Origin of the sequence: Candidatus Thiodiazotropha sp. LNASS1, from assembly GCF_964212655.1 — a bacterium.
In the GTDB taxonomy this organism is placed as follows: domain Bacteria; phylum Pseudomonadota; class Gammaproteobacteria; order Chromatiales; family Chromatiaceae; genus Thiodiazotropha.
In genome coordinates, this window is sequence record NZ_OZ156465.1 from 3125999 (window position 1) to 3146684 (window position 20686).

Below are 20686 nucleotides of genomic sequence, written 5' to 3' on the forward strand. Positions count from 1 at the left end.
AGGTCAAGCGATACCCGTGATGTGGTGATTGTCGTCGTAAATAACTGCCAAAATTGATGTATGTGGTTGAAAAATCTTGGCGAGACACTAATATAAGAAAAATCTAATATACTTATCGGAGTCCTTACAATGAGGCGTTTACTGATTCCATTAATGTTTGGCCTTGTGCTGCTGCCCGGTTTATCGGCGGTTGAATCGGCCGAGCTCGATACCGTCACCGTGGCAAAACGGGAAGCGGTCAGGGAGTTTTGGCTCGACGGGGTGGTCGAGGCGATCAATCAGACCACACTTTCAGCCCAGACCCGGGGTCAGGTGGAAGAGATCCTGTTCGATGTGGATGACTATGTGGAAAAGGGACAGGTGGTGGTGCAACTGAAAGACACCGAGCAGAAGGCCGGCCTGGATCAGGCCCGGGCCGACCTGAAGGAGGCCGCAGCTCGACTGCAGGAGTCCCGGGATGACTTCAAGCGCACCAAGGATCTTTTCGGACGCAAGCTTGCATCCCAGTCCCAACTGGATAAATCCACCGCTGCGCTGAAATCCGCCAAGGCGCGCAGGGAGGCGGCGGACGCCCGCCTGTCCCAGGCCAAAGAGCAGTTTGAATACACCCGGGTCAAGGCACCCTACAGCGGCATTGTCACCCATCGCCATGTGGAGGTGGGTGAGATCGCCTCCCCGGGGCAGAAGTTGATGAGCGGTATCTCTCTCGACCAGCTGAGAGTCAGTGTGGAACTGCCCCAGAGCCTGATCCCGGTGATACGGGCGCAGGGCAAGGCGCGGGTTCTGCTGCCGAACGGCGAGGCGATTCAGGGAGAGGGTCTGACTATCTTTCCCTTTGCCGACCAGAGCAGCAGCACCTTCAGGGTGAGAGTCGATCTGCCGCAAGGGTTGAAGGATCTGTTTCCCGGCATGTTCGTCAAGACTGCCTTCGTGACCGGCGTCAAGAAGGAGCTGGTGGTGCCGCGTGAGGCCGTGGTCTATCGCTCCGAGGTGACCGCGGTCTATGTGGTCGGTCAAGACCAGCGGATCCGTTTCCGGTTGATTAGGGCCGCAGAACATGCCGTCGACGGCATGCTGTCGATTATCGCCGGACTCTCCGAGGGTGAAGCAGTGGCAACCGACCCCGTGGCCGCTGCCACCTTATTGAAACAGCAGTTGGCGGAGAGTCACGATGAGTAAGCTGGGTATCTCGGGCAGCGTCGCCAAGCGCTTCCTGATCACTGAGATCACGCCTCTGCTGGCCCTGGTGGGGCTGCTGCTGGGGGTATTCGCCGTACTGGTGACGCCGCGTGAGGAAGAGCCGCAGATCAACGTTACCTTTGCCAATGTCTTCATTCCCTTTCCCGGCGCCACCGCCACCGAGATCGAGAACCTGGTGGCGACTCCGGCTGAGCAGGTGCTGTCGGAGATCGACGGCATCAAGCATGTCTACTCCACCTCCCGTCCCGGCATGGCGGTGCTGACCGTGCAGTTTCTGGTGGGCGAGGATCGGGAGGATGCCATCGTAAGGCTCTTCAGCAAGGTCTACGCAAACCAGGACTGGCTGCCCCAGGGGCTCGGGGTGGGACAGCCGATCATCAAGCCGAAGGGCATCGATGACGTGCCCATCGTGACCGCAACCCTCTGGTCGGAGGATCCGGCAATCGGCGCCTACGAACTGGGCCAGGTCGCCCATGCCATCGAGTCTGAATTGAAGCGGGTTCCCGGCACCCGGGATATCTACACCATCGGCAATCCGGACCGGGTGGTGCATGTGCTGCTCGACCCCCAGTCGCTGGCGGGACACGGCATCGATCTGAGCGATCTGCGCACCGCCCTGCAGGCGGGCAATCATATCCGCGACAACATCGAGGTCACCGCAGAAAACCGGGAGCTGCTGGTGCAGGCGGGCACGTTCCTCACCTCGCCCGATGAGATCGGCAGCCTGGTGGTCGGCGTGAGAGAGGGCAAGGCCGTCTATCTGCGGGATGTCGCCGAGGTGGTCCATCGGCCGGATCAGCCCCAGCACTATGTCTGGATGGGGGCGGGTCCGCAAGGGGAGCAGAAACAGCTGCCCAAGGGAGGGAAGTTTCCCGCGGTCACCGTGGTGGTCGCCAAGAAGGCGGGTACCAACGCGGTGGATATCGCCAAGTCGGTGATCAAGCGCTTCGAACAACTGGACGGCATTTTCATTCCGCAAGGTGTGCACGCCACCATCACCCGTAATTATGGCGCCACCGCCGAGGCCAAGGCCAACAAGCTGATCAGCAAGCTCGCCTTCGCCACCCTCTCGGTGGTGGGGCTGGTGCTGCTGACCATCGGTTGGCGCGAGGCGTTCATCGTCGGCGCCGCAGTGGTGGTGACCCTGGCGATCACCCTGTTCGCTTCCTGGGCCTGGGGCTTCACCCTCAACCGGGTCTCCCTGTTCGCCCTGATCTTCTCCATCGGCATCCTGGTGGATGACGCCATCGTGGTGGTGGAGAACATCCATCGCCACCTGCAGATGGGTTCCAGGCATCTGCTGGAGGCGATCCCCAAGGCGGTGGACGAGGTCGGCGGTCCGACCATTCTGGCGACCTTTACCGTTATTGCGGCGTTGCTGCCGATGGCCTTCGTCACCGGGCTGATGGGACCCTATATGAGCCCGATTCCGATCAATGCCAGCACCGGCATGCTGATCTCCCTGGTGGTGGCCTTTGTCTTCACCCCATGGATGACCAACCGGATTCTGGCCAGCCAGGCGGAACGGATCGCCAGCCATGCCCATGAGGAAAACCAGGAGACGGCGCTGAGCCGCTTCTTCAGCCGGGTGATGGCCCCATTCCTCGCGGGTAAACGAGGCAATCGCATGCGCTGGGTGCTGCTGGGATCGATCTTGCTGCTGATCGCCGCCTCCCTCGCCCTGGTGGCGACCAAGTCGGTGGTGCTGAAGATGCTCCCCTTCGACAACAAGTCAGAGTTCCAGGTGGTGCTCGATATGCCGGAGGGGACCAGCCTGGAGCAGACGGCGCGGGTGCTGGATGAGCTGGGGGACTATCTGGGCGGCGTCGAGGAGGTCTCCGACTACCAGGTCTATGCCGGCACCGCCTCCCCCATCGGCTTCAATGGCCTGGTCAGGCAGTACTATCTACGTGAAGGGGCCAACCTGGGCGACATCCAGGTCAATCTGGTGGACAAGCAACACCGTGAACGCAAAAGCCACGAGGTGGCGTTGGCGGTGCGTGGACCACTGCAGACTATTGCCCGGGAGTATAACGGCAATCTGAAGGTGGTGGAGGTACCCCCCGGACCGCCGGTAATGTCGCCCCTGGTGGCCGAGGTCTACGGCCTCGACTACGAGGGTCAGACCGAGGCGGCCTGGGAGGTGCGCAAGGTGTTCGAGAACACCCCGGATATCATCGATGTGGATGACAGCGTGGAGTATCCCTCCGCCAAGTTCGTGGTCCAGGTCGACCGGGCCAAGGCCTCCCGGCTGGGTGTACCCCAGAGTGCGGTGGCGGAGGCCCTGTCAACCGTGCTCGCAGGCGAGGATGCCAGTTATCTCCATGGGGAGAATCTGAAATATGCGGTACCGATCCGGATCGAATACGCTGAAGCCGACAAGGCCGATCTGGATCAGGTGCTCGCCCTGCGGGTACGCTCTCAGAGTGGCAAGCTGGTCCCCCTGTCGGAGATCGTGCAGGTGATCCCGCGGGTCAGGGAGTACTCGATACACCATAAGGATCTGCTGCCGGTGGTCTATGTCACCGGTGACATGGCGGGGGAGACCGACAGCCCGCTCTACGGCCTGTTCGAGATCTCGGATCAGTTGCAGGGCGATGGCGGCATCGAGCAGTGGTTCCTGCGGCAGCCGGAGAATCCCTACGCCTACAGTCTGAAGTGGGACGGGGAGTGGCAGATCACCTACGATACCTTCCGCGACATGGGCATCGCCTATTCGGTGGGCCTGTTGATGATCTACCTGCTGGTGGTGGCCCAGTTCCGCTCCTACCTGGTGCCATTGGTGATCATGGCACCGATTCCGCTCACCGTGATCGGCATCCTGCCCGGGCATGCGCTGCTCGGGGCCCAGTTCACCGCCACCTCCATGATCGGCATGATCGCCCTGGCGGGCATCATCGTGCGCAACTCCATCCTGCTGGTCGATTTCATCAACCAGCAGGTGAGGGAGGGGATGGCACTGGAACAGGCTGTTATCGACTCGGCGGCGGTACGCGCCAAGCCGATTGCCTTGACTGCCTTGGCTGCGATGGCGGGTGGATTCTTCATCCTCGACGACCCGATCTTCAGCGGCCTGGCGGTCTCGTTGATCTTCGGCCTGTTCGTCTCCACGGTGCTGACCCTGGTGGTGATCCCGGTGGTCTACTATGCGGCGATGCGGAATCGGGTCGAGTTCATTCGTGCCGGGGATTCATAGCTGACAGTGGTCCTCCTTATTGGAGGGCCGCATAAGCCGCAAATGGACGCGAATCACCGCAACCTACGCGAATTTTTCTCACTGAAATGAACAACATTTGCGTTAATTAGCGTTAATTAGCGTTCATTTGCGGACTTAAACTCACCAACTCCGCGCATCGAGACGCATATGCAGCAGTGCGGCACTGTCGTCCTTCGGCGTGGTGCGCCGTTCAATGTCAAAAGGCATGAAGCCGAGCGAGGCATAGAGCAGCAGTGCCGGGGTATTGTCGGTGAACACCGAAATGTAGACGGTTGAAGCATAGCGTTCGAAGATCCTGTCACACATGTGACGGATCAGGCGCCTGCCGATACCCTGGCCCCGGTAGGCATCCGATATGACCAGATTGCCGATGAAATACCTGTCGCCGGCAATGCTGGTATAGAGATTGGCGAAACCGATGACCCGTCCGTTGTCCAGCACCACGGTGAAGTCGCTCCGTTCCCTGGCGAGTTTTTCAAGTTGCGCCTTGTCGAAGGGCCAGGTGCCCGACGGGTAAATCAAAAACAACTCCTCAGGCGTGGTGAACAGCCCGATTATCCCTTCGAAATGGGTGTTGTCAGCCGCCGTGATGTCATATTATTCCGCATAACTCATTTTGTATAAGAAGCCGACACTTGATTTCTCGTTCCCACACAGGAGCATGGGAACGAGAAAATAACCGCTCATTATTTCGTGCGCCATAACTTGATCAATGTTATTTTAGTATCCTTGGGATGATTCGCTAAGCATCGCGCTAGGTTTTCAAAGGATATCAAGGAGTCAGATCCGTGCCGAAGGGACTCAAATCCGTCATCGTACTGCTGCTCATGGCTGCAGCGAGCACTACTTTCGCAGTCCATGTCAACCACGACCGCACCGGGCAAGTTGCACTGTTGCCCTATTACACAGTCAACAACAACTTCATCACCAACTTCACGGTGACCAATACCAGCGGTATGTTCAAGGCGGTGCGGGTGCGCCTGCTTGATTCCCGCATCGGTGCGGACCTCTTGAACATCAACCTCTATCTCTCCCCCTACGATGTCTGGAACGCCACCCTGCGCATGAATCCGGATACGGGGCTGCCCAACCTGATCACCGAGGACGAAAGCTGTACCTATCCCGCCAAGGCCGGGCTGCAGGCCGGCATCGACCTGGAAAATCCCTACACCGAGACCACTGACGCGGATCTGACGGAAGGCTATGTGGAGATCATCGAGATGGGGGATATCGCCGATGGTGCCGGACCGGTACTGGATGGGGGGTTCGAGGCCGAGATCGATGCGGGCGGGGTTGCCGACGGAGCGATAAACATTGCTGCCGGTGATCGCTCTATCCCGACGGGATTGTTGCATGATGCTTACGGGCTGCCGGTGGACTGTTCCGTAGTGGCGGATGCCTGGGAAGCGGGTGAGGTAAGTACGAGTTCCATCAATGGCTTCGAGCCGGGTAGCATGGGTACGAGCGGAGTGGCCCAGGACAACGGCGATCCAGCCCTACCCTATGATCACAGCCACAACGCTGGCCTGGTGGCACCGAGCGGAGGCATCAACGCCTACGGTATCCTAATCAACGTGGCCACAGGGGCGGCCTTCGTGCAGGAGGGGGTGCACATCGACCGTTATACGACCGTCGCCCAGCACTACCTGCCCGATGATCCGGTGCACTACCGCCTGCCCTCCCTGGCGTCGGGGGATGTTCGTGAAGCCTACATCACCAATGCACTGGGAGATGGGAAATAAGGCGACACCATGCCATTGACTGAATACGACACCGGCGCGCTGCATGACATCTCGCCGCTGCCGTCGGTGCCGATGGGGTCGAATCCATTGCCGATTGCCATGGTGCTCAGCGCTGATATGGTATCAGGTCCCTATTTTATTGATGAGAGCGTCCTTGGAGAGACAGACATTGTGTTGACCTTTCCAATGCGCAAGCACGGGATCTATAACGGCGGCACCCTCACAAACCAACTGGATCAGAACGAGACGGCTTGTGTGGGTACCTTGGATGACGGTGTCAACGATGGCCGGGAGGTGACCCTCGGCTCGTTAGGGGAGTTGGTTCAGGACTACCCACATGATGGGACTGGTGGGTACTGTACGAATGTAGGTTTTGAACCGGATCAGGATTCGGATGGGGATGTCTCTAGTCAAATAGTCTACTATGACTATGAAGAGCAAACAGCTTCGATGTGTTTTACGGGCTGTGAAATTTCACCAGTCCCCATCGGTTCTGCAATAGCGCATTACGTCATGAACCGCAGTGTCAATGTTAATCGTATCGTCCGAGCGAGTGGTGGCACAATCCCATTGCTCGGTACGTCTTCACCGGGTGTTTTTGAGTTGAATTTTGATGCCGGTTTTGGAGCCGGGTGGATGACTTTCGCTATTAACTCACGTAAGTACATCTATGAAAGCAATCCCGGTATAAGTTCCCTAACCGAAGCCGCAGGTGGTTTGGGCAGCGATCCCAATAACAGCTGGACAGGTGTTCCCGTGATTGGATTTTCCGCTATGGCTGCCGATGTCGGGCCAGCCCAGCTGGGCGAGACGGTTGAGCTGATTCGCAGTGTGAATCGTAATGAGTGACTGCTGCCTCTACATGGGTAGTTTATTTCAAGCGTAAAGCCTCAAGTTGCACCCATTCATCCGGTTGCATATTGGAGATCCGCGCCCAGGCATGCTCGGTTTCATACACAAACAGCCTTTGTCCCTGTTTATAACGTCCGGTGATATTTGACGAGTAGGGCGACTCCTTTGCATTGACCGATTCTGCGGTAACGATATAGACCTTGGGCAGCTTAAGTACGGATCTGCGGATGACAGCGCCCGGTTGCAGTGCAGGATCGTATCTTAATGTGTCACCTTTGCTGCTGGGTTGTGTGTCGATACGGCAGGTCTTGTTGAGTGCAATGCAACCCTTGCCGCAAGGCTTACCCTTGATGCAGTTTCTGGCATGGGCGGAAATCGGTGTGCTGAGGGTCAGAATAGAGACCAGGGTGAGGGCGAGCGTTTGCTTGATATCCATGAGCGAATCCTTTCATTATGGTCGAGCCAAGGCGATCCGGCGATGGCGGGTTATTGAATCGATTTCATGTCGGTAAATAAATCATGCTGTGCACGATAACTGTTGTTAGACTTGCAATCAAATCCTGTCCTGAAATGCCGTCTAAAAAGACTGAACGTTATATCGTTCCCACGCTCCAGCGTGGGAATGCATACGGCAGGTAGGGTATCAGAGAGATATGAGTTCCCACCCAGGAGCGTGGGAACTAGAACAATCTCCATGTCCAAGATAGAGATTGTTTGGCATGCAATCAATTCCTGAAATAATTAGTGATTATTTAATTCGGGTCAGCCCGGTTCGTCTCGCCAAGCATTCGCCGCCACACCCACCGCAATGCCTCGGCGTCGGGGCGCTCGGCGGGGACGCGTTCGGACGGGATCAACGGGCGAATAACGCCTTCCTGTCGGTGACCGACAACGAAGGAGAATATGTAGCGCGGTTCGAAGCCCATGCGTAAATCGGTGATCTCCACTCGACCATCGATCTCCCGCACGCGATAGAAGCCCTTGGTGAACCAGCGCAGGCGCGTCACTGCGGGCGCATCATCGACCGACGAGAGCAGGCTTTCGTCGCTTGAATACTGTTCGAATCGGATCTCGGGCAACGGGTCGAGCAGCGAATAGTAGCCTTCCCGGTAGCCATGCGGCGTCACAGCGACGACGCGCCAGAGCAACAGATTGAATGGTGTCGGCGTCGCTATAAGCCGATCGTACGCAGCGCCCTGGCGTTCCAGTTCACTCTCGGCGATGTCACGAACCTGCGCCTGGATGAAGATGGCGCCTGCGAGATAGACGGTACTCAGGCCAAGGCCGATCCTATTCGCGCGTCGTCCGACGGTTGGCTTGCGCCTGGCGAGCGCAGCCCAAAGCACCCCGACGAGCAGCAGCAGCGTATACAGGGGATCGATAATAAAGATGCTGCCGAGCCCGATCGGCGGCCCCGTGCTCGGCCAGAAGAGCTGTGTGCCGTAGATGGTGGCCGCATCGAGCAGGGCGTGTGTTGCGAGCGCGAGCCACACGAGCAGGGTCCAGCGAGCGATTGACGCACCATCTCTCGCATGCAGGCGTGCGAGCCCGGCACCCAGGATCGGCGCGACGATGGTGTGCGTGACCAGGGAGTGGCTGAAGCTGCGGTGGTGGGTTACGGCCGCCACCGCGTCCGCGTGGGGTATGAGCACGTCGAGATCGGGTATCCCGCCGAATACCGCCCCCCAGAAAAGCGCCTTGCGACCGACACGTGCACCCAGCGTCGCGTGGCCGACGGCCGCACCGAGCAATATCTGAGTGAACGGATCCATACGCGATTTCTCCACGAAGAGGAATGCAAACGGGTAGGAAACGAATTGTGTCTGAGAATCGGAGACTCCGCAATCGAAGAGATTTCGTCTCTTCAGCCATTTACGCGCCGCTCCCTTTTAGTTCTTGCTCATTTGCATTTTAGTTGCGTAGTAATAGCTATACGCCATAAGGATAATCAGAGTAATTGCAAAAAGAAGCAGGGGGAAACTGAAATCGATTGCCCCGTCCAGTGCGAATTTCGTTCTAATTGCCGCGATTAACGCTACGACAAGTATCGTTGGAATCAGAATCCATTTTCGCTCAAGAGGCTTTCTATCGGCTATCAGCAACATCACACCCCATGAAAATGCAATAACGGACGCAAGACCACCCGGATAAACGATTTCGTCTACGCCCATTCTTTCCGGCATCCATGTCAGAATTGCGATTGCAAAATCAGCTAGTGCCGCAATCCAGTAACTCAGTCGCACTAATATTATTTGCTTTAACATCTTTTTCTGGGGTGAGGGAGATTTAAGCTGGATATTATCATTATGGTGCGAATATATCCGTGCGCCTTAACGTTATGGTATTAAAAATGGAGTCGGGACAAATAATAAAACGATAGATGATCGCTTGTTTCTGATCTCGTGTATTTACGGTTTATAAGACGTAGTAAATTATGTCTTACTATGATTTTCCAAAAAAGACCAGAATGAATCACCTTCGATTTCTCCCCGTTTCTCCACGAGATCGGTTTCAATCTCTACCAGGTATTTGTCATAAACTGTCTCTCGCTCGTGTTTCAAAGGTGACGGACAGTAACAGGCTTCAAACCATTCGATTGTGTTTGGGCCGGTGACCTTGGCCTGCTTCATTGATGACACGATCTCTGCGCCATCCGGTTTTTGGTTCGCGACCGTTCCGTCAACTAATACCTGATAAAAGGCCGGAAGCTTATTGAGTACGAATTTTGCTCTGACACGATATTCCATGATTGCCTCATGACATTTTACGTCAGCCGAACAGGTGGAGCGGTAAAGATGGGTATGTCGGCCGAATTGCCAAGTGATATTTGTCAACTGTTCTAAGATTCTAGCGGCAAATTTATATTTATTAATTACATATCTTTCATGGGTTCTCTTAGAAAACAGGTCTGAACGAGTTAAGAGGGGGCGGTGACAAGTGATAATAGATCGTAATCTTAAATATCACTGACCCCATTTATCCGTCTTTTGTTCAAGTGAAAGACCACCTATACCTGCAATCAGGAGTCACTTCATATTAAATATTGTTGTGGTTATCCACTAATTGTTCAATCAGGATTCTTTTAGCTTTGCTAAGATATTGTCTGCTTGGATATACAACGGAAACCGGCAGCGGATTTGGAATGAAATTTTCCAAAATTGATATCAGCTCACCATTCGCAATTTGCTCATGAACTGCCAATTTTGGTAGGTAGGCTATTCCAAGACTTGCGCATGCCATAATCTTTAAGGTCGCGTCATCATTCGCATCGCATTGTCCATCTACTTTGATTGAAAAGTTTCGTTTTCCTTCTCGAAAAAACCAGCGCCGTGGAGATTGTGTCAATGTATTGATGATACAGGTATGTTTTGTGAGCTCTTTTGGATGTTTAGGTTCGCCATGTGTCTCAAGGTATGCCGGACTTGCAATAGCAACTAACGGAAAATACTCTACGACCCGGGCAATGAGATTCGAATCATCAAGCGTCCCAACTCGTAGCGCAATGTCATAGCCTTCCTCAATGAGATTGATCTCACGGTTAACCAAGGTGATGGATAGTGAGACATCGGGGTATCGATGAAGGTAGGGTTTGATGATTTTGTTAAGAAATCGAGGACCGAGGATGGGAGGGGCGGTGAGTCGAATATGGTCCTGAATTTTGTCGTCGCTGCTATTAAGCATTATTAGTTCTTCAACGGTATGAGTAATGGCCTCCATTTTTTGTAGATAACGCCGCCCTTCGTCAGTCAGACTGATGGATCGTGTCGTGCGGTGTAATAGCCGTATACCTAAGTGCTTCTCAAGCTCATTAATCTGCCGACTGACCGCAGAAGGTACCAGATTCAGCTGTTGTGCTGCCTGGCTGAAGCTTTGCTGCCTGCAAACTTCCTGAAATATTTCGATTGATTTGAGTAAGTCCATTGTGCATTAAATCTGAATACTGAATTGATATTTATATTATTTATCATTTTTTGTGACTCATCTACCCTTTTAGTCATCAGATAGATGTTTTTACAGATAACAGGAGATTCCCATGAAAATCTTACTCATTGGCGCAACAGGAACCATTGGACAAGAAGTACAACAACGCCTTGCTGATGGTCACGAAGTCATTCCAGTTGGATTCAAGAATGGCGTATATCAGGTGGATCTGGAGAGCAAAGCATCAATCCAGCATCTATTTGAACAGGCGGGGAATGTTGATGCCGTTATCTCCACAGCGGGCGCGGCTGCCTTTGCGCCGTTGAAAGAGTTGACAGACGCGCAATTTGAGCTGGGCTGGAACAACAAACTCATGGGACAAGTCAATCTTCTAAGAGTAGGCCGGAGCTATATCAAGGAGGGTGGCGTTGTTTTGTTAACGTCGGGCATGCTCGCCAGTGATCCCATTCCAGGTTCTGCCTCAGTGAGTGCTGTAAACGGCGCACTGAATTCGTTTGTAAAAGCAGCCTCCATCGAGCTTGGCGACGAACTGAGGGTCAATGCGATCAGTCCGGTCTTCGTAAAAGAAACCATGGAGATTATGGGCATGGATAGCAGTTCGGGTATGTCAGCGGCAAACACCGCCATTGCATATCAAGTCGCTTTGGAAGGCCAAATGACGGGTGCAGTCATTGACGTCCGTGACTATGTGTAACTTTATGAGAAAAATGTAAATATGGAGCGCTGACGATGAAAATTATCATAATTGGTGCCTCTGGGCGCATCGGAAGTAAGGTCAAGGAAGCACTATTGGTAAAAGGCCATGAGGTTATCCGCGTTGGTTCGCGCTCTGGTGATATTGTGGCTGACTATACCAATGAACAATCTGTATATGAGATGTTTGGTCAAGCAGGAGAGTTTGATGCGCTTATTTCGGTGGCCGGAGGAGACAGTCGATTTAAGCGGTATGCGGACCTGACAGATGATGACTTTCTCTTCGGATTTGAACGAAAGTTCCTATCTCAGGTGCGATTGGTAAGGCTTGGCGAAGGCTGTGCTCGAGATAATGCTTCATTTACTTTAACAAGTGGATTTCTGAGCCATTATCCCAATGAGGCCAGTATAGCGACAGGCCCCTTAAACTCAATGGTCGATACATTCGTTAGTAATGCGGCGCCAGTAATGCCGAGGAATATCAGACTCAATGTGGTAAGCCCCGCACCTATTGTTGAGCCAGGGCATGAGCGGAAAGGATTAGTGACTGCGGCACAGACTGCAGAACGTTATGTTGATGCTTTAGAGGGGAGTTTTACTGGAAAAGTGTTGCGTGTTTGGGGAGGCTTGCCCCATAGTTTTGATTAATTAGGTACGAAAGACCTTTGCTTCATCTGTTAGTTATTCGTGCGGATATTTAGAAAAGAGGTCTGCCCCTGTTTGATCGGTCGTGACATCAGTAATGTGGGCCGGCCCGGCTGCTTTTTCACTATAATTTGATATTAATGCTTCGGCGCAGGGGTGGTGGACACTAAGTTGCCGCCATCCTACTGCAACCGGTCATCGTCATCGTGTCTCATACCTTAAGTATTCGTCTTTGCAGCATAATCAAAATAGTGTAGCAGCTGGCAGCCGCCAGAAGATGTTTGACGGTGTGTCCACTCACTACCTCGCCTGTCATCTGGAATACGGTCACATCGTATGCCTCCGCACCTTTTGCCAGGGTGTACAACACAAGCGCAAAGAAGAGTAGCCCTTGGTGTGTAAAGCGACTGCTAAATAGCGCCATGAAGAAGGGTAAGGTCAGCAGCGGGAAGAACTGTACCCACACGTAGAGTCGTAGGTCCTCGAAAAAGTACCCATAGAGGACACTGCCGATGCCTATAATGACTAGCGGGATCAGCAGACAGGACAAGCGGCGATCGACATACTCGCTCAGGAGTGCCGTGAGGAAACCCATAAATCCAACACTCATCGGCAATCGATCCCAGACGAGGGTCTCGTTACTTGGGCTCCAGTGATAGTAGATCGACCCAACACTCACCAGGCTGACACCGGCAAACAGCACAAGCCACGCGCTATGGCCGGGGCCTGTATGATTTTTCAGGCAGAATGCAATGCCAACTGCACCGACGAGCAGGAAGGCCAGGTTGGAGATCACATCGAAAAAATTCGGGATACCGAAGATGCGGCCCGTATCAACAAAGTGGTGATAGGCCACATCTTGAGGAATCGGATCAATTATCAGTAGCAAGACGAGCGAAAAGAGCAAAAGACACACCAGTACAGTGTGCCTCCAACTGAATTCGTGTGACAGGTTGGTGCTCATCCGAACCTCGATTGAATGTTAAATTCAGCTTACTGTCCGATGCTTGAATTCCTGGCAGTATGTGCTGTGTCTCAACTCTTTCATTTGACACCCTATCATATCGTTCCCACGCTCCTGCGTGGGAATGCATACGACAGGTAGGGCATCAGAGAGAGATATGAGTTCCCAAGCAGGAGCGTGGGAACTAGAGCAAATGGCTTCGTGAACCAGGTTATTTGCTTCGCTTACGAGGCATTTTGCTACACCATCGACAATATTTGCGCCATAAGCCAGATTATTCAACCCTTAAAACAGGCCTGAGCAGGGCATCTTACCCCTGGTACACAGATTGCAAGGCCTATTGAAGCGTATGTCGATTTATTTGCTTGGGCGGGTGAATCTGAAGAATTGTTTATTTTTTTAGTTAAATGGGATCTGCCTCCATAAATATACTGCGTCCTTTTCGAAAATTGGTTTCTTAAAGGATAGATCCGTTTTGTTTTCGGTATTCTTCCTATACACAGCATGCAACTGTGCCGGCATTGGATAAATAGATGCAAAATAACTCAAATCATACTTGTTCAACGCGGCGTAAATCTGATTGGGAAAGCCTGGCCAGGGCTATCTCTGTTGTCATAGGCGTGCGGTTTACCGGGTCAGCCGCTGTGGCCGGCCCTGCCATTGGTCAGTTCGAAGTCAAGAATCTCAACACTGTACCCGGAGAGATTGAGTTCCAATCCCAGAATGCCCATATGTTTGGCAACCCAAAACGTGATCTGAGAAATATCGACGGGGAGTTCGAGTACGACGACAACAGTGTGGCGAATCAGCGCCATGCCCTCGAACTCGAGTTTGGTATTACCCGTCGATTTAAGTCGCGCATCGGTATCGAATACGAGAAAGAGCGTCTGGATGACCCGGATAGTCCTGGGCAGGCGAATGAATTTGGTAACCTGGATTTGTCTGAAATCGGCGCGGAGGTTATTTGGATAGTTGATTCTATCGAAGAGAACGATTGGGGTTTTGGCCTGGTGGCCGAATATGAACATCCGCTGGAGGATGAGGAGGCAAGCCTGTTGCTCGTCGGGCCAATCTATCAAGTAGAAAGGAATGAATGGTGGAGCATCATCAATCTCTATCTGGTGAAACACCTGGGTGGAGATCAACCACGAGACGAGAAGATCGACTTCGCCTATGCGACCCAATTCGGCTTCGAGCTGAATCAGGATTGGCAACTCGCGTTGGAGGCCTATGGAACGGTGGATCGGATTGGTGATACAGGTAGTGCGGGCGAGGAGGCGCAATTGTTTGGCGATCACAATCAACATCGCCTCGGACCTGTGTTTTATTACATTGGAGGCCTGGGAGGTGATCCGTCCGACGAAGAATCATCCGTCTCAATCGGCGTGGGATTGTTGTTCGGTATCAATGAAAACACACCTGATACGACGTTGAAGTGGTCTGTCGAGGTTGAGTTTTAGCGAAAAGAATTGGAAGAACTTGCCGTAGAAAATCAGACTCAACCTGACACTGCAAGTCGCATATTTCGATATCTTCTGACAGACTTAGAATATCTAATGCTGCTATTTCAATCGTTTCAGAAAAATCATAATGTCACATTGTTGCTCAGAACCCGGCTGCAATATTAATCGGCCCAGCAAACACCGCTGTCCGGTCAATGGGATCGAGTACTCGGAGGTATCCGTCAAAACCGTTGCCCACCATGTACACAGACCTTGGCTATTGGACGGTCATACAAAACGATACTATTTCTGTGACGATCCGACTTGCGATGTGGTTTATTTCGGGGACGACGACTCGGTAATCTCGCAAGCACAAGTCAGAACCAGGGTGGGCGTGAAGGACCAATCCGATGATGCAATGCTGTGCTACTGCTTTGGGGTAACTAAGCGCGACGCGGCCAGCGATCCGGGTATAAGGGCGTACATTATCCATCAAACCAAGCTTGGGGCATGCACCTGTGAAACATGTAATCCTGCTGGCGTTTGCTGCCTCAAGACCTTCCCGTGAACTACCGTATGGCTGATCGATAAACGGGACTTCCACCCTAAATATAAATATAGATATTCAGGACATCTGTGTATTTATAAATTGGTAATCTTTGGGGTCGGTGTCTCGCTTATTTTGCTTATTTTTTGGATGAAAAAGCCCTGGCTGACTGTATGGCCTATGTGGATCTCAATCCGGTCAGGGCAGGGATGGCTGAGACACTGAAGCAATCCGAGTTTACCTCAATCACAGAGCGTACTAGCAGGCTCGAACAAGACCGTGATCAGGATAATGAAGTGAACAATCCTAGCAGATTATATCGGTTTGCTGGGAACCTAGTTTATTGGGTGTCCCCAATTATTCGCTATTATTCCTTGATTGTTATGCTTGGGCGCTTGTCATATATGACATCCATGTTGGGCCCGATTTTCAATAGTCCGCTCTTTATGGCTTGGTTACTTATTTCGATGTCAGCTTTCAGTTTGGAACGAGTTTCAGGTGACAATGAAGCGGCTTTTTCTGTATCTATACTCAATAAACCATTTTCATCCAGTTTAACCGGAGGTTTCTCTTCCTGGTCTTCAGGCATAGTGTAATCTGCCGGAAAGACATCTATTTTGCCAGTAAAAGCGTTGACGAGATAGACAATATTATCCTCGCCGGGAATGGCAAACTGATAATTTGGGGTCAGGTTGTCTACATGTACTAAGCCGGTTTTGAGTGTGTAGGCGTGTGGCATCTTCTCCATGAGTATGGACTCTGCATCCATTTGGGATATGGGCGGAAATGATCCCCACTGTTTATCGCTGACGTCGACCATTCGCGCAGGCGCGTAATCCTTGCCGTCGAACTTTCTGTACATGGAAATTGCGATCACGCTTCCGCCTGATATGTGAGGGACTAATAGACTCGATGGGCCTCGTTTGAAGTAATCCTCAACCTGTAAACCTTCGCCTATTGTTGCCTCAGAGTAGGCCTCATGAACGTAGTTTCCGGTAGAGTTCTGCACCATGCCGGGGAATACGGTATTATAAAATTCCGTGGCGTTATTGTGAATGTTAGTCGCGGTTTCGAAAACCTCCGGTAATCCCCCCATTAATAATGGGACTCAAAAGTAGTCACTGTTAAGCGGTCTGAGCCAACTTCTGTATCGGGGTGATTCCCCCTAATGCCATGTTTGGTCGATCATTATTGTAGCGCCATAACCACCGAGTGGCAGTATCCTGTGCATGGGTAATCGATTCAAATAAATGTTGATCCAGCCACTCATGCCGAACAGTCCGATTGAATCGTTCCACATAAGCGTTCTGCTGTGGCTTACCCGGCTGAATATATTGCAACTGAATCCGATGCCTGTTGGCCCATTCAACAAGCTGGCTACTCAAGTATTCCGGTCCATTATCGCAGCGAATGACCTTGGGTTTGCCGCGCCACTCAATGATGCGACCCAGGGTACGGATGACTCTGAGTGCCGGCAATGAAAGATCAACTTCAATCCCCAAGCCTTCCCGGTTGTAATCATCGATCACGTTAAAGGTCCGAAAGCTTCGACCATCTATCAGCCGATCATGCATAAAATCCATCGACCAGACTTCGTTGATCTGCCGGGGCACTGATAACTCATCAGGCTTGTCTCGCTTCAATCGTCGCTTCGGCTTGATCCTCAGATTCAACTCCAGCTCACGGTAGATGCGGTAAACGCGCTTGTGATTGTAGCCGTAGCCCCTCACATTGCGCAGATACAGAAAACACAGGCCAAAGCCCCAGGTGCGATTGGCTGTTGTGAGGCGAAGTAGCCAGTCCGCGATACGGGCATTGTCACCCGATAGCTTCGGCTGGTAACGGTAGCAGGTCTCGCTGATACCAAAAATCTCGCAGGTCAGGCGGATACTCAGCCCGTGCTTCGACAAGGCGTGCTTGGCCATCTCTCGTCGTTGAGATGGCCTTAGTACTTTCCCTCAAGGGCCTCCTTACGGATCTCGGCCTTGAGCCGTTCTTCTGCGTACATCTTCTTCAGGCGCCGGTTCTCCGCCTCCAGTTCCTTCATCCGCTTCATCATCGATACGTCCATGCCGCCATACTTGGCGCGCCAATTGTAAAAAGTGGCATCACTCATACCGTGCTTGCGGCACAGCTCAGCGACCGGAATACCGGCCTCGGCCTCTTTCAGGATCGATATGATCTGGGATTCGCTGTAGCGGGACTTCTTCATTGTAGATTCTCCTTTTCGTAATCATAATTGGAAAATTCTACTTTTGAACCCCGTTATTTTTCGGGGGGATTACCCTCCGTCATGTCAGGTTGGTCCTGGTGTGGTTGATAATCGTCTTCTATACGTCCTGTTTCCTCTCTATTATTCGTTTCCTCGTGTTGAGTAAAAGGTGTTGTTGTCTGAGTTGTCTTCTCTGCTGTGATGTTATCTGGCTTGTGGGTTTTGGTATCAAGACTTTTTACTGAGTTATTGGTATTGAAAAAGAACATACCCGTAATGACAGTTACTAGAGCGAAGAAGATCAGCGACCAAGTGTATTTTAATTTATGCATAGGACTTAGATGCGAATATAATCTGCGACTCCCCGTTCATTAAAGACATCCTGCATTGCTTGAACTAAGTTAGTACCTGTGAAAATCTGATGGCTTGTTTATTGTTGGCGTATATAGTAGTGGCGCTTTTCCCAAGGTAAGGAGGAGCCGGTTTTTTTCCAATAGGTATTCAGTTCAGCCGAAGTATAAAACTGGTTCGGAGAGAGCGCTCGGCCGCCGACTGATTGGGCCTTTTCCGCATTGTATGTAATTATTTTTATGATTTTCTGTATCCAGGTCAGACCGGTAAGGTCGGGAGGGTCGGGGAGAGGGTAGGCCGGCGAATTTAGAATGCTGTCATTAAGATAGAGGCCTCTAAAGATGCATTGACCATGGTCCGTAAGTGTGTCGTCGCAATATATACCTCCTGTGGCCGCATAGTAATGGCCTCCCGCTGACCCAAAGTATGAGTTCCCGTAGATGATCTTTGGCGAACGTATGTAGAAGTTATCAACTATGGCCTCATCTATTGTGTCACTGCCTAATTCTAAGAAATTTCCTCCGAAAAGACCAAGAGCGACAATGCCGGCTTTGAGCTCATTGGTATTAAGGCCGGATGTGTTATCGGTGTTGATCAGGTCGTAGAGACCAATAATGTCGGGTTGTGGCGGCATTCTGCCTGAGCCCTTGAGTCTCTCAAATGAATCTATCATCGATAACACGGTTGCGCCGCACGTGTTATTTGTGGGTTGACTGTAGTGGGGCGTATTCGTGCGATAACCCACGTAGTAGTCAGCATAGCCGCTGATTTCCTTATATGCCGAAGAGGCCCAGTGGGTCTGTTCTTTCCAGACTATGGAGCCTGGCGCAACCTGATAGTTTGCGTTGGCGTTATTAGCAGTAATAAATGAAAAAAATAGTGTGTATAGCAGCGCGTGCTTCTTCATTTCTGATCATCCTTGATTAAAGAGTTCCGTATGTACTGTTCTTAAATTATTACACAGGCTAACTATATCGGATTAAGAATGCAATTCCTAATTTTAGAACTGATTAACACTATTTAAAGACAAAGTGATCAGAGTGAATAGACTATTTGTTGATTGTTGCTTAATTACTAAAACGGTTTGAAAGTTGTATTAAGTGCCTAGTGCTTTCTTAGGTTCAAGATCACTGTTATCCCGTTAACGACTGATACTTTGGGAAAAGGTTAGTAACTTTACCCAAGTCATTCCAGTGTATGCCGGGACCTAGCTTCCAAACCTGTAACAATATCTAGCATGGAATCGATTAAATGTATAAATAAGAATATAAAAATATGCGACACTTAAGACATTCAACTTGCGATCTGTGTTCCCTGGAGTTCGGCATTCGCTGGAATGACAGGCGTTTAATTAATCAAGGGATCTTCGTTGCAGATTTTCATGTTTCACATTATCCTCACCCATATAATACTACTTGACACAACCGGTTATATTAATATTGATGGTGCTAAACGGGCCAGCAGTGGTTCAAGATATGAAGCTCCAGCCTACCATTCAATCAGAATGGGGGTGCCTACTTTTACCAAACCCAAAAACTCGTCCATCTCTGCATTGGTTAATGCAATACAGCCGTTGGTCCAGTTGAACTGTTGGGTTACAGGGGCTAACCAGCCTAGTAAGTTTTTTTGTCCATGGATCATGATAAATCCCCCAGGTGAGACACCCAGTTTTCGAGCGCTGTTTTTATCTTGCTGATTCGGGTAGCTGATATGCATGGCTCGGTAGAAAGAGGAGTCTTCTTTTGTATAGTCGAGAGTGTAGAGGCCCTCCGGTGTCTTTTCGTCTCCCTCCTGCTGCTTGTGTCCTTTAGGGTTTGCGCCTAATGCCACTTGATATTGTTTTATAACTGTTTTTCCCTGCATGAGGAACATACTACGTTCAGATTTATCGACGCGTACCAGATCAACATCTGCTGACAAGCAAGTTGCATAGGTGAGTAAGAGTAGTGCGAAAATTCTCATTTTGGCAGACGTTTGCTGATTTGGGGAGCGGTGCTATATGGGAATAAGATAGACTAACATCTTCTGTAACAATTGATCTCACGGTTTTTACAACATTTGCCAGAAGGTTCAGAAATAGTTTAAAGTTTAAGTTTAATGAGACACCCACCCTAGATTTGAAGCTGCGTAATGTAATTGGTACGCATTAGAGTGGGTGTCTTATTTAGCATTATTTAGCTTCCTGGTACCATGCCTCTGCCTCATACACATAGGCCCGATAAAATTTGAGTCCGAGCTCAGCTAAGGCAACTGGATGGAGGTCTCGGATTCTTTCCCTTAAGTGGTGCCATGGAGGGTTGTACCATTTCCCTCTGTTTTTAAACCGTACTACCTCAGGATCAGTGGGAACTACCTTTGCATCTAAATCCAACAAGATATCAGGCGAGTCAAGATCTATTGTTATTGTCCCGTTTTCTAGCTTTGAAGATATCGAATTTAACTGAAATCCGCGACCACTTTTATCGACTACAGCCATCTTTAGGGGCTTCGTGACAGTCGGAGAAACGCTGTGCATTTCAGCGTTTCGCGCTTGCCTTAAGAACACTAGCAAAGGATCTTTCTTCCTGAGGTCGGTATATGGCTTATGCCATTGTTGGAAACCATTTTTCGTTTTGAGCGTTCTTTCCGTGAACTCCCACGCTCTTTCTATCCTGAATAGAAAATTCTCCCAACATTCCTGAAACTCAGAAAAGTCTCTCGTAGATTTCATGCTTTCAATCGCTTTTTTTGCGATATTCAGATCTTTCTTTGGTGCTGTGAGATTCATAGAAATTTAACAGCTGCTTATGTGGACGTCACACGTATTAGGGGACAGACCACATTTATTCTCTTTTCCGAACTGGTTTGCATTAAAAACGTGGTCTGTCCCCTATTTATGC

21 protein-coding genes and 1 pseudogene are annotated in these 20686 nt (G+C 51.2%); 9 read left to right on the forward strand and 13 right to left on the reverse strand.

The window, feature by feature from the left end:
• Nucleotides 1-129 precede the first annotated feature (129 nt).
• Complete coding sequence (locus tag AB8516_RS13715) at nucleotides 130-1179, forward strand: efflux RND transporter periplasmic adaptor subunit (RefSeq protein ID WP_369161464.1); 1050 nt, start codon at nucleotides 130-132, stop codon at nucleotides 1177-1179.
• Nucleotides 1172-4396, forward strand: coding sequence for an efflux RND transporter permease subunit (locus AB8516_RS13720; RefSeq protein WP_369161466.1), 3225 nt, complete (start codon nucleotides 1172-1174; stop codon nucleotides 4394-4396). Before AB8516_RS13715 ends, AB8516_RS13720 begins: the two co-directional genes overlap by 8 nt.
• 141 nt (nucleotides 4397-4537) lie before the next feature.
• On the opposite strand, the gene AB8516_RS13725 is transcribed toward AB8516_RS13720, so the two are convergent.
• On the reverse strand, nucleotides 4538-5008 hold the full coding sequence (locus AB8516_RS13725) for a GNAT family N-acetyltransferase (protein ID WP_369163290.1): 471 nt from the start codon (nucleotides 5006-5008) through the stop codon (nucleotides 4538-4540).
• Between the two features lie 197 nt (nucleotides 5009-5205).
• On the opposite strand from AB8516_RS13725, the gene AB8516_RS13730 reads away from it, so the two are divergent.
• Nucleotides 5206-6159, forward strand: a complete 954-nt coding sequence (locus AB8516_RS13730; RefSeq protein WP_369161468.1) for a hypothetical protein — start codon at nucleotides 5206-5208, stop codon at nucleotides 6157-6159.
• A gap of 9 nt (nucleotides 6160-6168) precedes the next feature.
• Nucleotides 6169-7008 carry a hypothetical protein gene (locus tag AB8516_RS13735; RefSeq protein WP_369161470.1) on the forward strand — a complete coding sequence of 280 codons (840 nt, stop codon included), beginning with the start codon at nucleotides 6169-6171 and terminating at the stop codon, nucleotides 7006-7008.
• Nucleotides 7009-7030: 22 nt separating this feature from the next.
• Here AB8516_RS13735 and AB8516_RS13740 read toward each other — a convergent pair whose 3' ends face one another.
• The 5 genes from AB8516_RS13740 to AB8516_RS13760 form a co-directional block, all read right to left on the reverse strand.
• Entirely contained in the window at nucleotides 7031-7447 is a 417-nt protein-coding gene (locus AB8516_RS13740) for a hypothetical protein (RefSeq protein ID WP_369161472.1), read from the reverse strand.
• Between the two features lie 316 nt (nucleotides 7448-7763).
• Complete coding sequence (locus AB8516_RS13745) at nucleotides 7764-8783, reverse strand: metal-dependent hydrolase (RefSeq protein WP_369161474.1); 1020 nt, start codon at nucleotides 8781-8783, stop codon at nucleotides 7764-7766.
• Nucleotides 8784-8900: 117 nt separating this feature from the next.
• Nucleotides 8901-9275: a hypothetical protein gene (locus AB8516_RS13750; RefSeq protein ID WP_369161476.1), complete on the reverse strand. Its 375-nt coding sequence runs from the start codon at nucleotides 9273-9275 to the stop codon at nucleotides 8901-8903.
• 168 nt (nucleotides 9276-9443) lie between these two features.
• Nucleotides 9444-9758 carry a hypothetical protein gene (locus AB8516_RS13755; protein WP_369161478.1) on the reverse strand — a complete coding sequence of 105 codons (315 nt, stop codon included), beginning with the start codon at nucleotides 9756-9758 and terminating at the stop codon, nucleotides 9444-9446.
• A gap of 289 nt (nucleotides 9759-10047) precedes the next feature.
• Nucleotides 10048-10932: a LysR family transcriptional regulator gene (locus AB8516_RS13760; RefSeq protein ID WP_369161480.1), complete on the reverse strand. Its 885-nt coding sequence runs from the start codon at nucleotides 10930-10932 to the stop codon at nucleotides 10048-10050.
• Between the two features lie 112 nt (nucleotides 10933-11044).
• Between AB8516_RS13760 and AB8516_RS13765 the strand changes: the two genes are divergently transcribed.
• Nucleotides 11045-11647 (forward strand): short chain dehydrogenase, encoded by a 603-nt coding sequence (locus AB8516_RS13765; RefSeq protein ID WP_369161482.1) that lies wholly within the window; start codon nucleotides 11045-11047, stop codon nucleotides 11645-11647.
• A gap of 35 nt (nucleotides 11648-11682) precedes the next feature.
• A complete protein-coding gene (locus AB8516_RS13770; protein WP_369161484.1) occupies nucleotides 11683-12294 on the forward strand; it encodes a short chain dehydrogenase in 612 nt (203 codons plus the stop codon).
• 208 nt (nucleotides 12295-12502) lie between these two features.
• Here the strand turns inward: AB8516_RS13770 and AB8516_RS13775 are convergent, their stop codons facing one another.
• Nucleotides 12503-13255: a ceramidase domain-containing protein gene (locus AB8516_RS13775; RefSeq protein WP_369161486.1), complete on the reverse strand. Its 753-nt coding sequence runs from the start codon at nucleotides 13253-13255 to the stop codon at nucleotides 12503-12505.
• 533 nt (nucleotides 13256-13788) lie between these two features.
• On the opposite strand from AB8516_RS13775, the gene AB8516_RS13780 reads away from it, so the two are divergent.
• The 3 genes and pseudogenes from AB8516_RS13780 to AB8516_RS13790 all read left to right on the forward strand — a co-directional run.
• Complete coding sequence (locus AB8516_RS13780; RefSeq protein ID WP_369161488.1) at nucleotides 13789-14715, forward strand: hypothetical protein; 927 nt, start codon at nucleotides 13789-13791, stop codon at nucleotides 14713-14715.
• Between the two features lie 130 nt (nucleotides 14716-14845).
• Nucleotides 14846-15265, forward strand: coding sequence for a putative iron-sulfur cluster-binding metallochaperone (locus AB8516_RS13785; protein ID WP_369161490.1), 420 nt, complete (start codon nucleotides 14846-14848; stop codon nucleotides 15263-15265).
• A 125-nt stretch (nucleotides 15266-15390) separates the two neighbouring features.
• Nucleotides 15391-15501, forward strand: a pseudogene (locus AB8516_RS13790) (transposase); the annotation flags it as partial.
• A 110-nt stretch (nucleotides 15502-15611) separates the two neighbouring features.
• Here the strand turns inward: AB8516_RS13790 and AB8516_RS13795 are convergent.
• The 6 genes from AB8516_RS13795 to AB8516_RS13820 form a co-directional block, all read right to left on the reverse strand.
• Nucleotides 15612-16340, reverse strand: coding sequence for a hypothetical protein (locus tag AB8516_RS13795; protein ID WP_369163348.1), 729 nt, complete (start codon nucleotides 16338-16340; stop codon nucleotides 15612-15614).
• A 28-nt stretch (nucleotides 16341-16368) separates the two neighbouring features.
• Nucleotides 16369-17456 (reverse strand): IS3 family transposase gene (locus tag AB8516_RS13800; RefSeq protein ID WP_369161491.1). Its coding sequence is split into 2 segments (ribosomal slippage): nucleotides 16369-17195 and nucleotides 17195-17456, totalling 1089 coding nucleotides; the frame shifts between segments, so codons are not numbered across the junction.
• A gap of 53 nt (nucleotides 17457-17509) precedes the next feature.
• The gene (locus AB8516_RS13805; RefSeq protein ID WP_369161493.1) at nucleotides 17510-17788 is read right to left on the reverse strand and encodes a hypothetical protein; all 279 of its coding nucleotides are present in this window, start codon (nucleotides 17786-17788) and stop codon (nucleotides 17510-17512) included.
• Between the two features lie 98 nt (nucleotides 17789-17886).
• Nucleotides 17887-18714, reverse strand: coding sequence for a hypothetical protein (locus tag AB8516_RS13810; protein ID WP_369161495.1), 828 nt, complete (start codon nucleotides 18712-18714; stop codon nucleotides 17887-17889).
• A 581-nt stretch (nucleotides 18715-19295) separates the two neighbouring features.
• Complete coding sequence (locus tag AB8516_RS13815; protein ID WP_369161497.1) at nucleotides 19296-19769, reverse strand: murein L,D-transpeptidase family protein; 474 nt, start codon at nucleotides 19767-19769, stop codon at nucleotides 19296-19298.
• 208 nt (nucleotides 19770-19977) lie between these two features.
• Nucleotides 19978-20574 carry a hypothetical protein gene (locus AB8516_RS13820; protein WP_369161499.1) on the reverse strand — a complete coding sequence of 199 codons (597 nt, stop codon included), beginning with the start codon at nucleotides 20572-20574 and terminating at the stop codon, nucleotides 19978-19980.
• Between the last annotated feature and the right edge of the window lie 112 nt (nucleotides 20575-20686).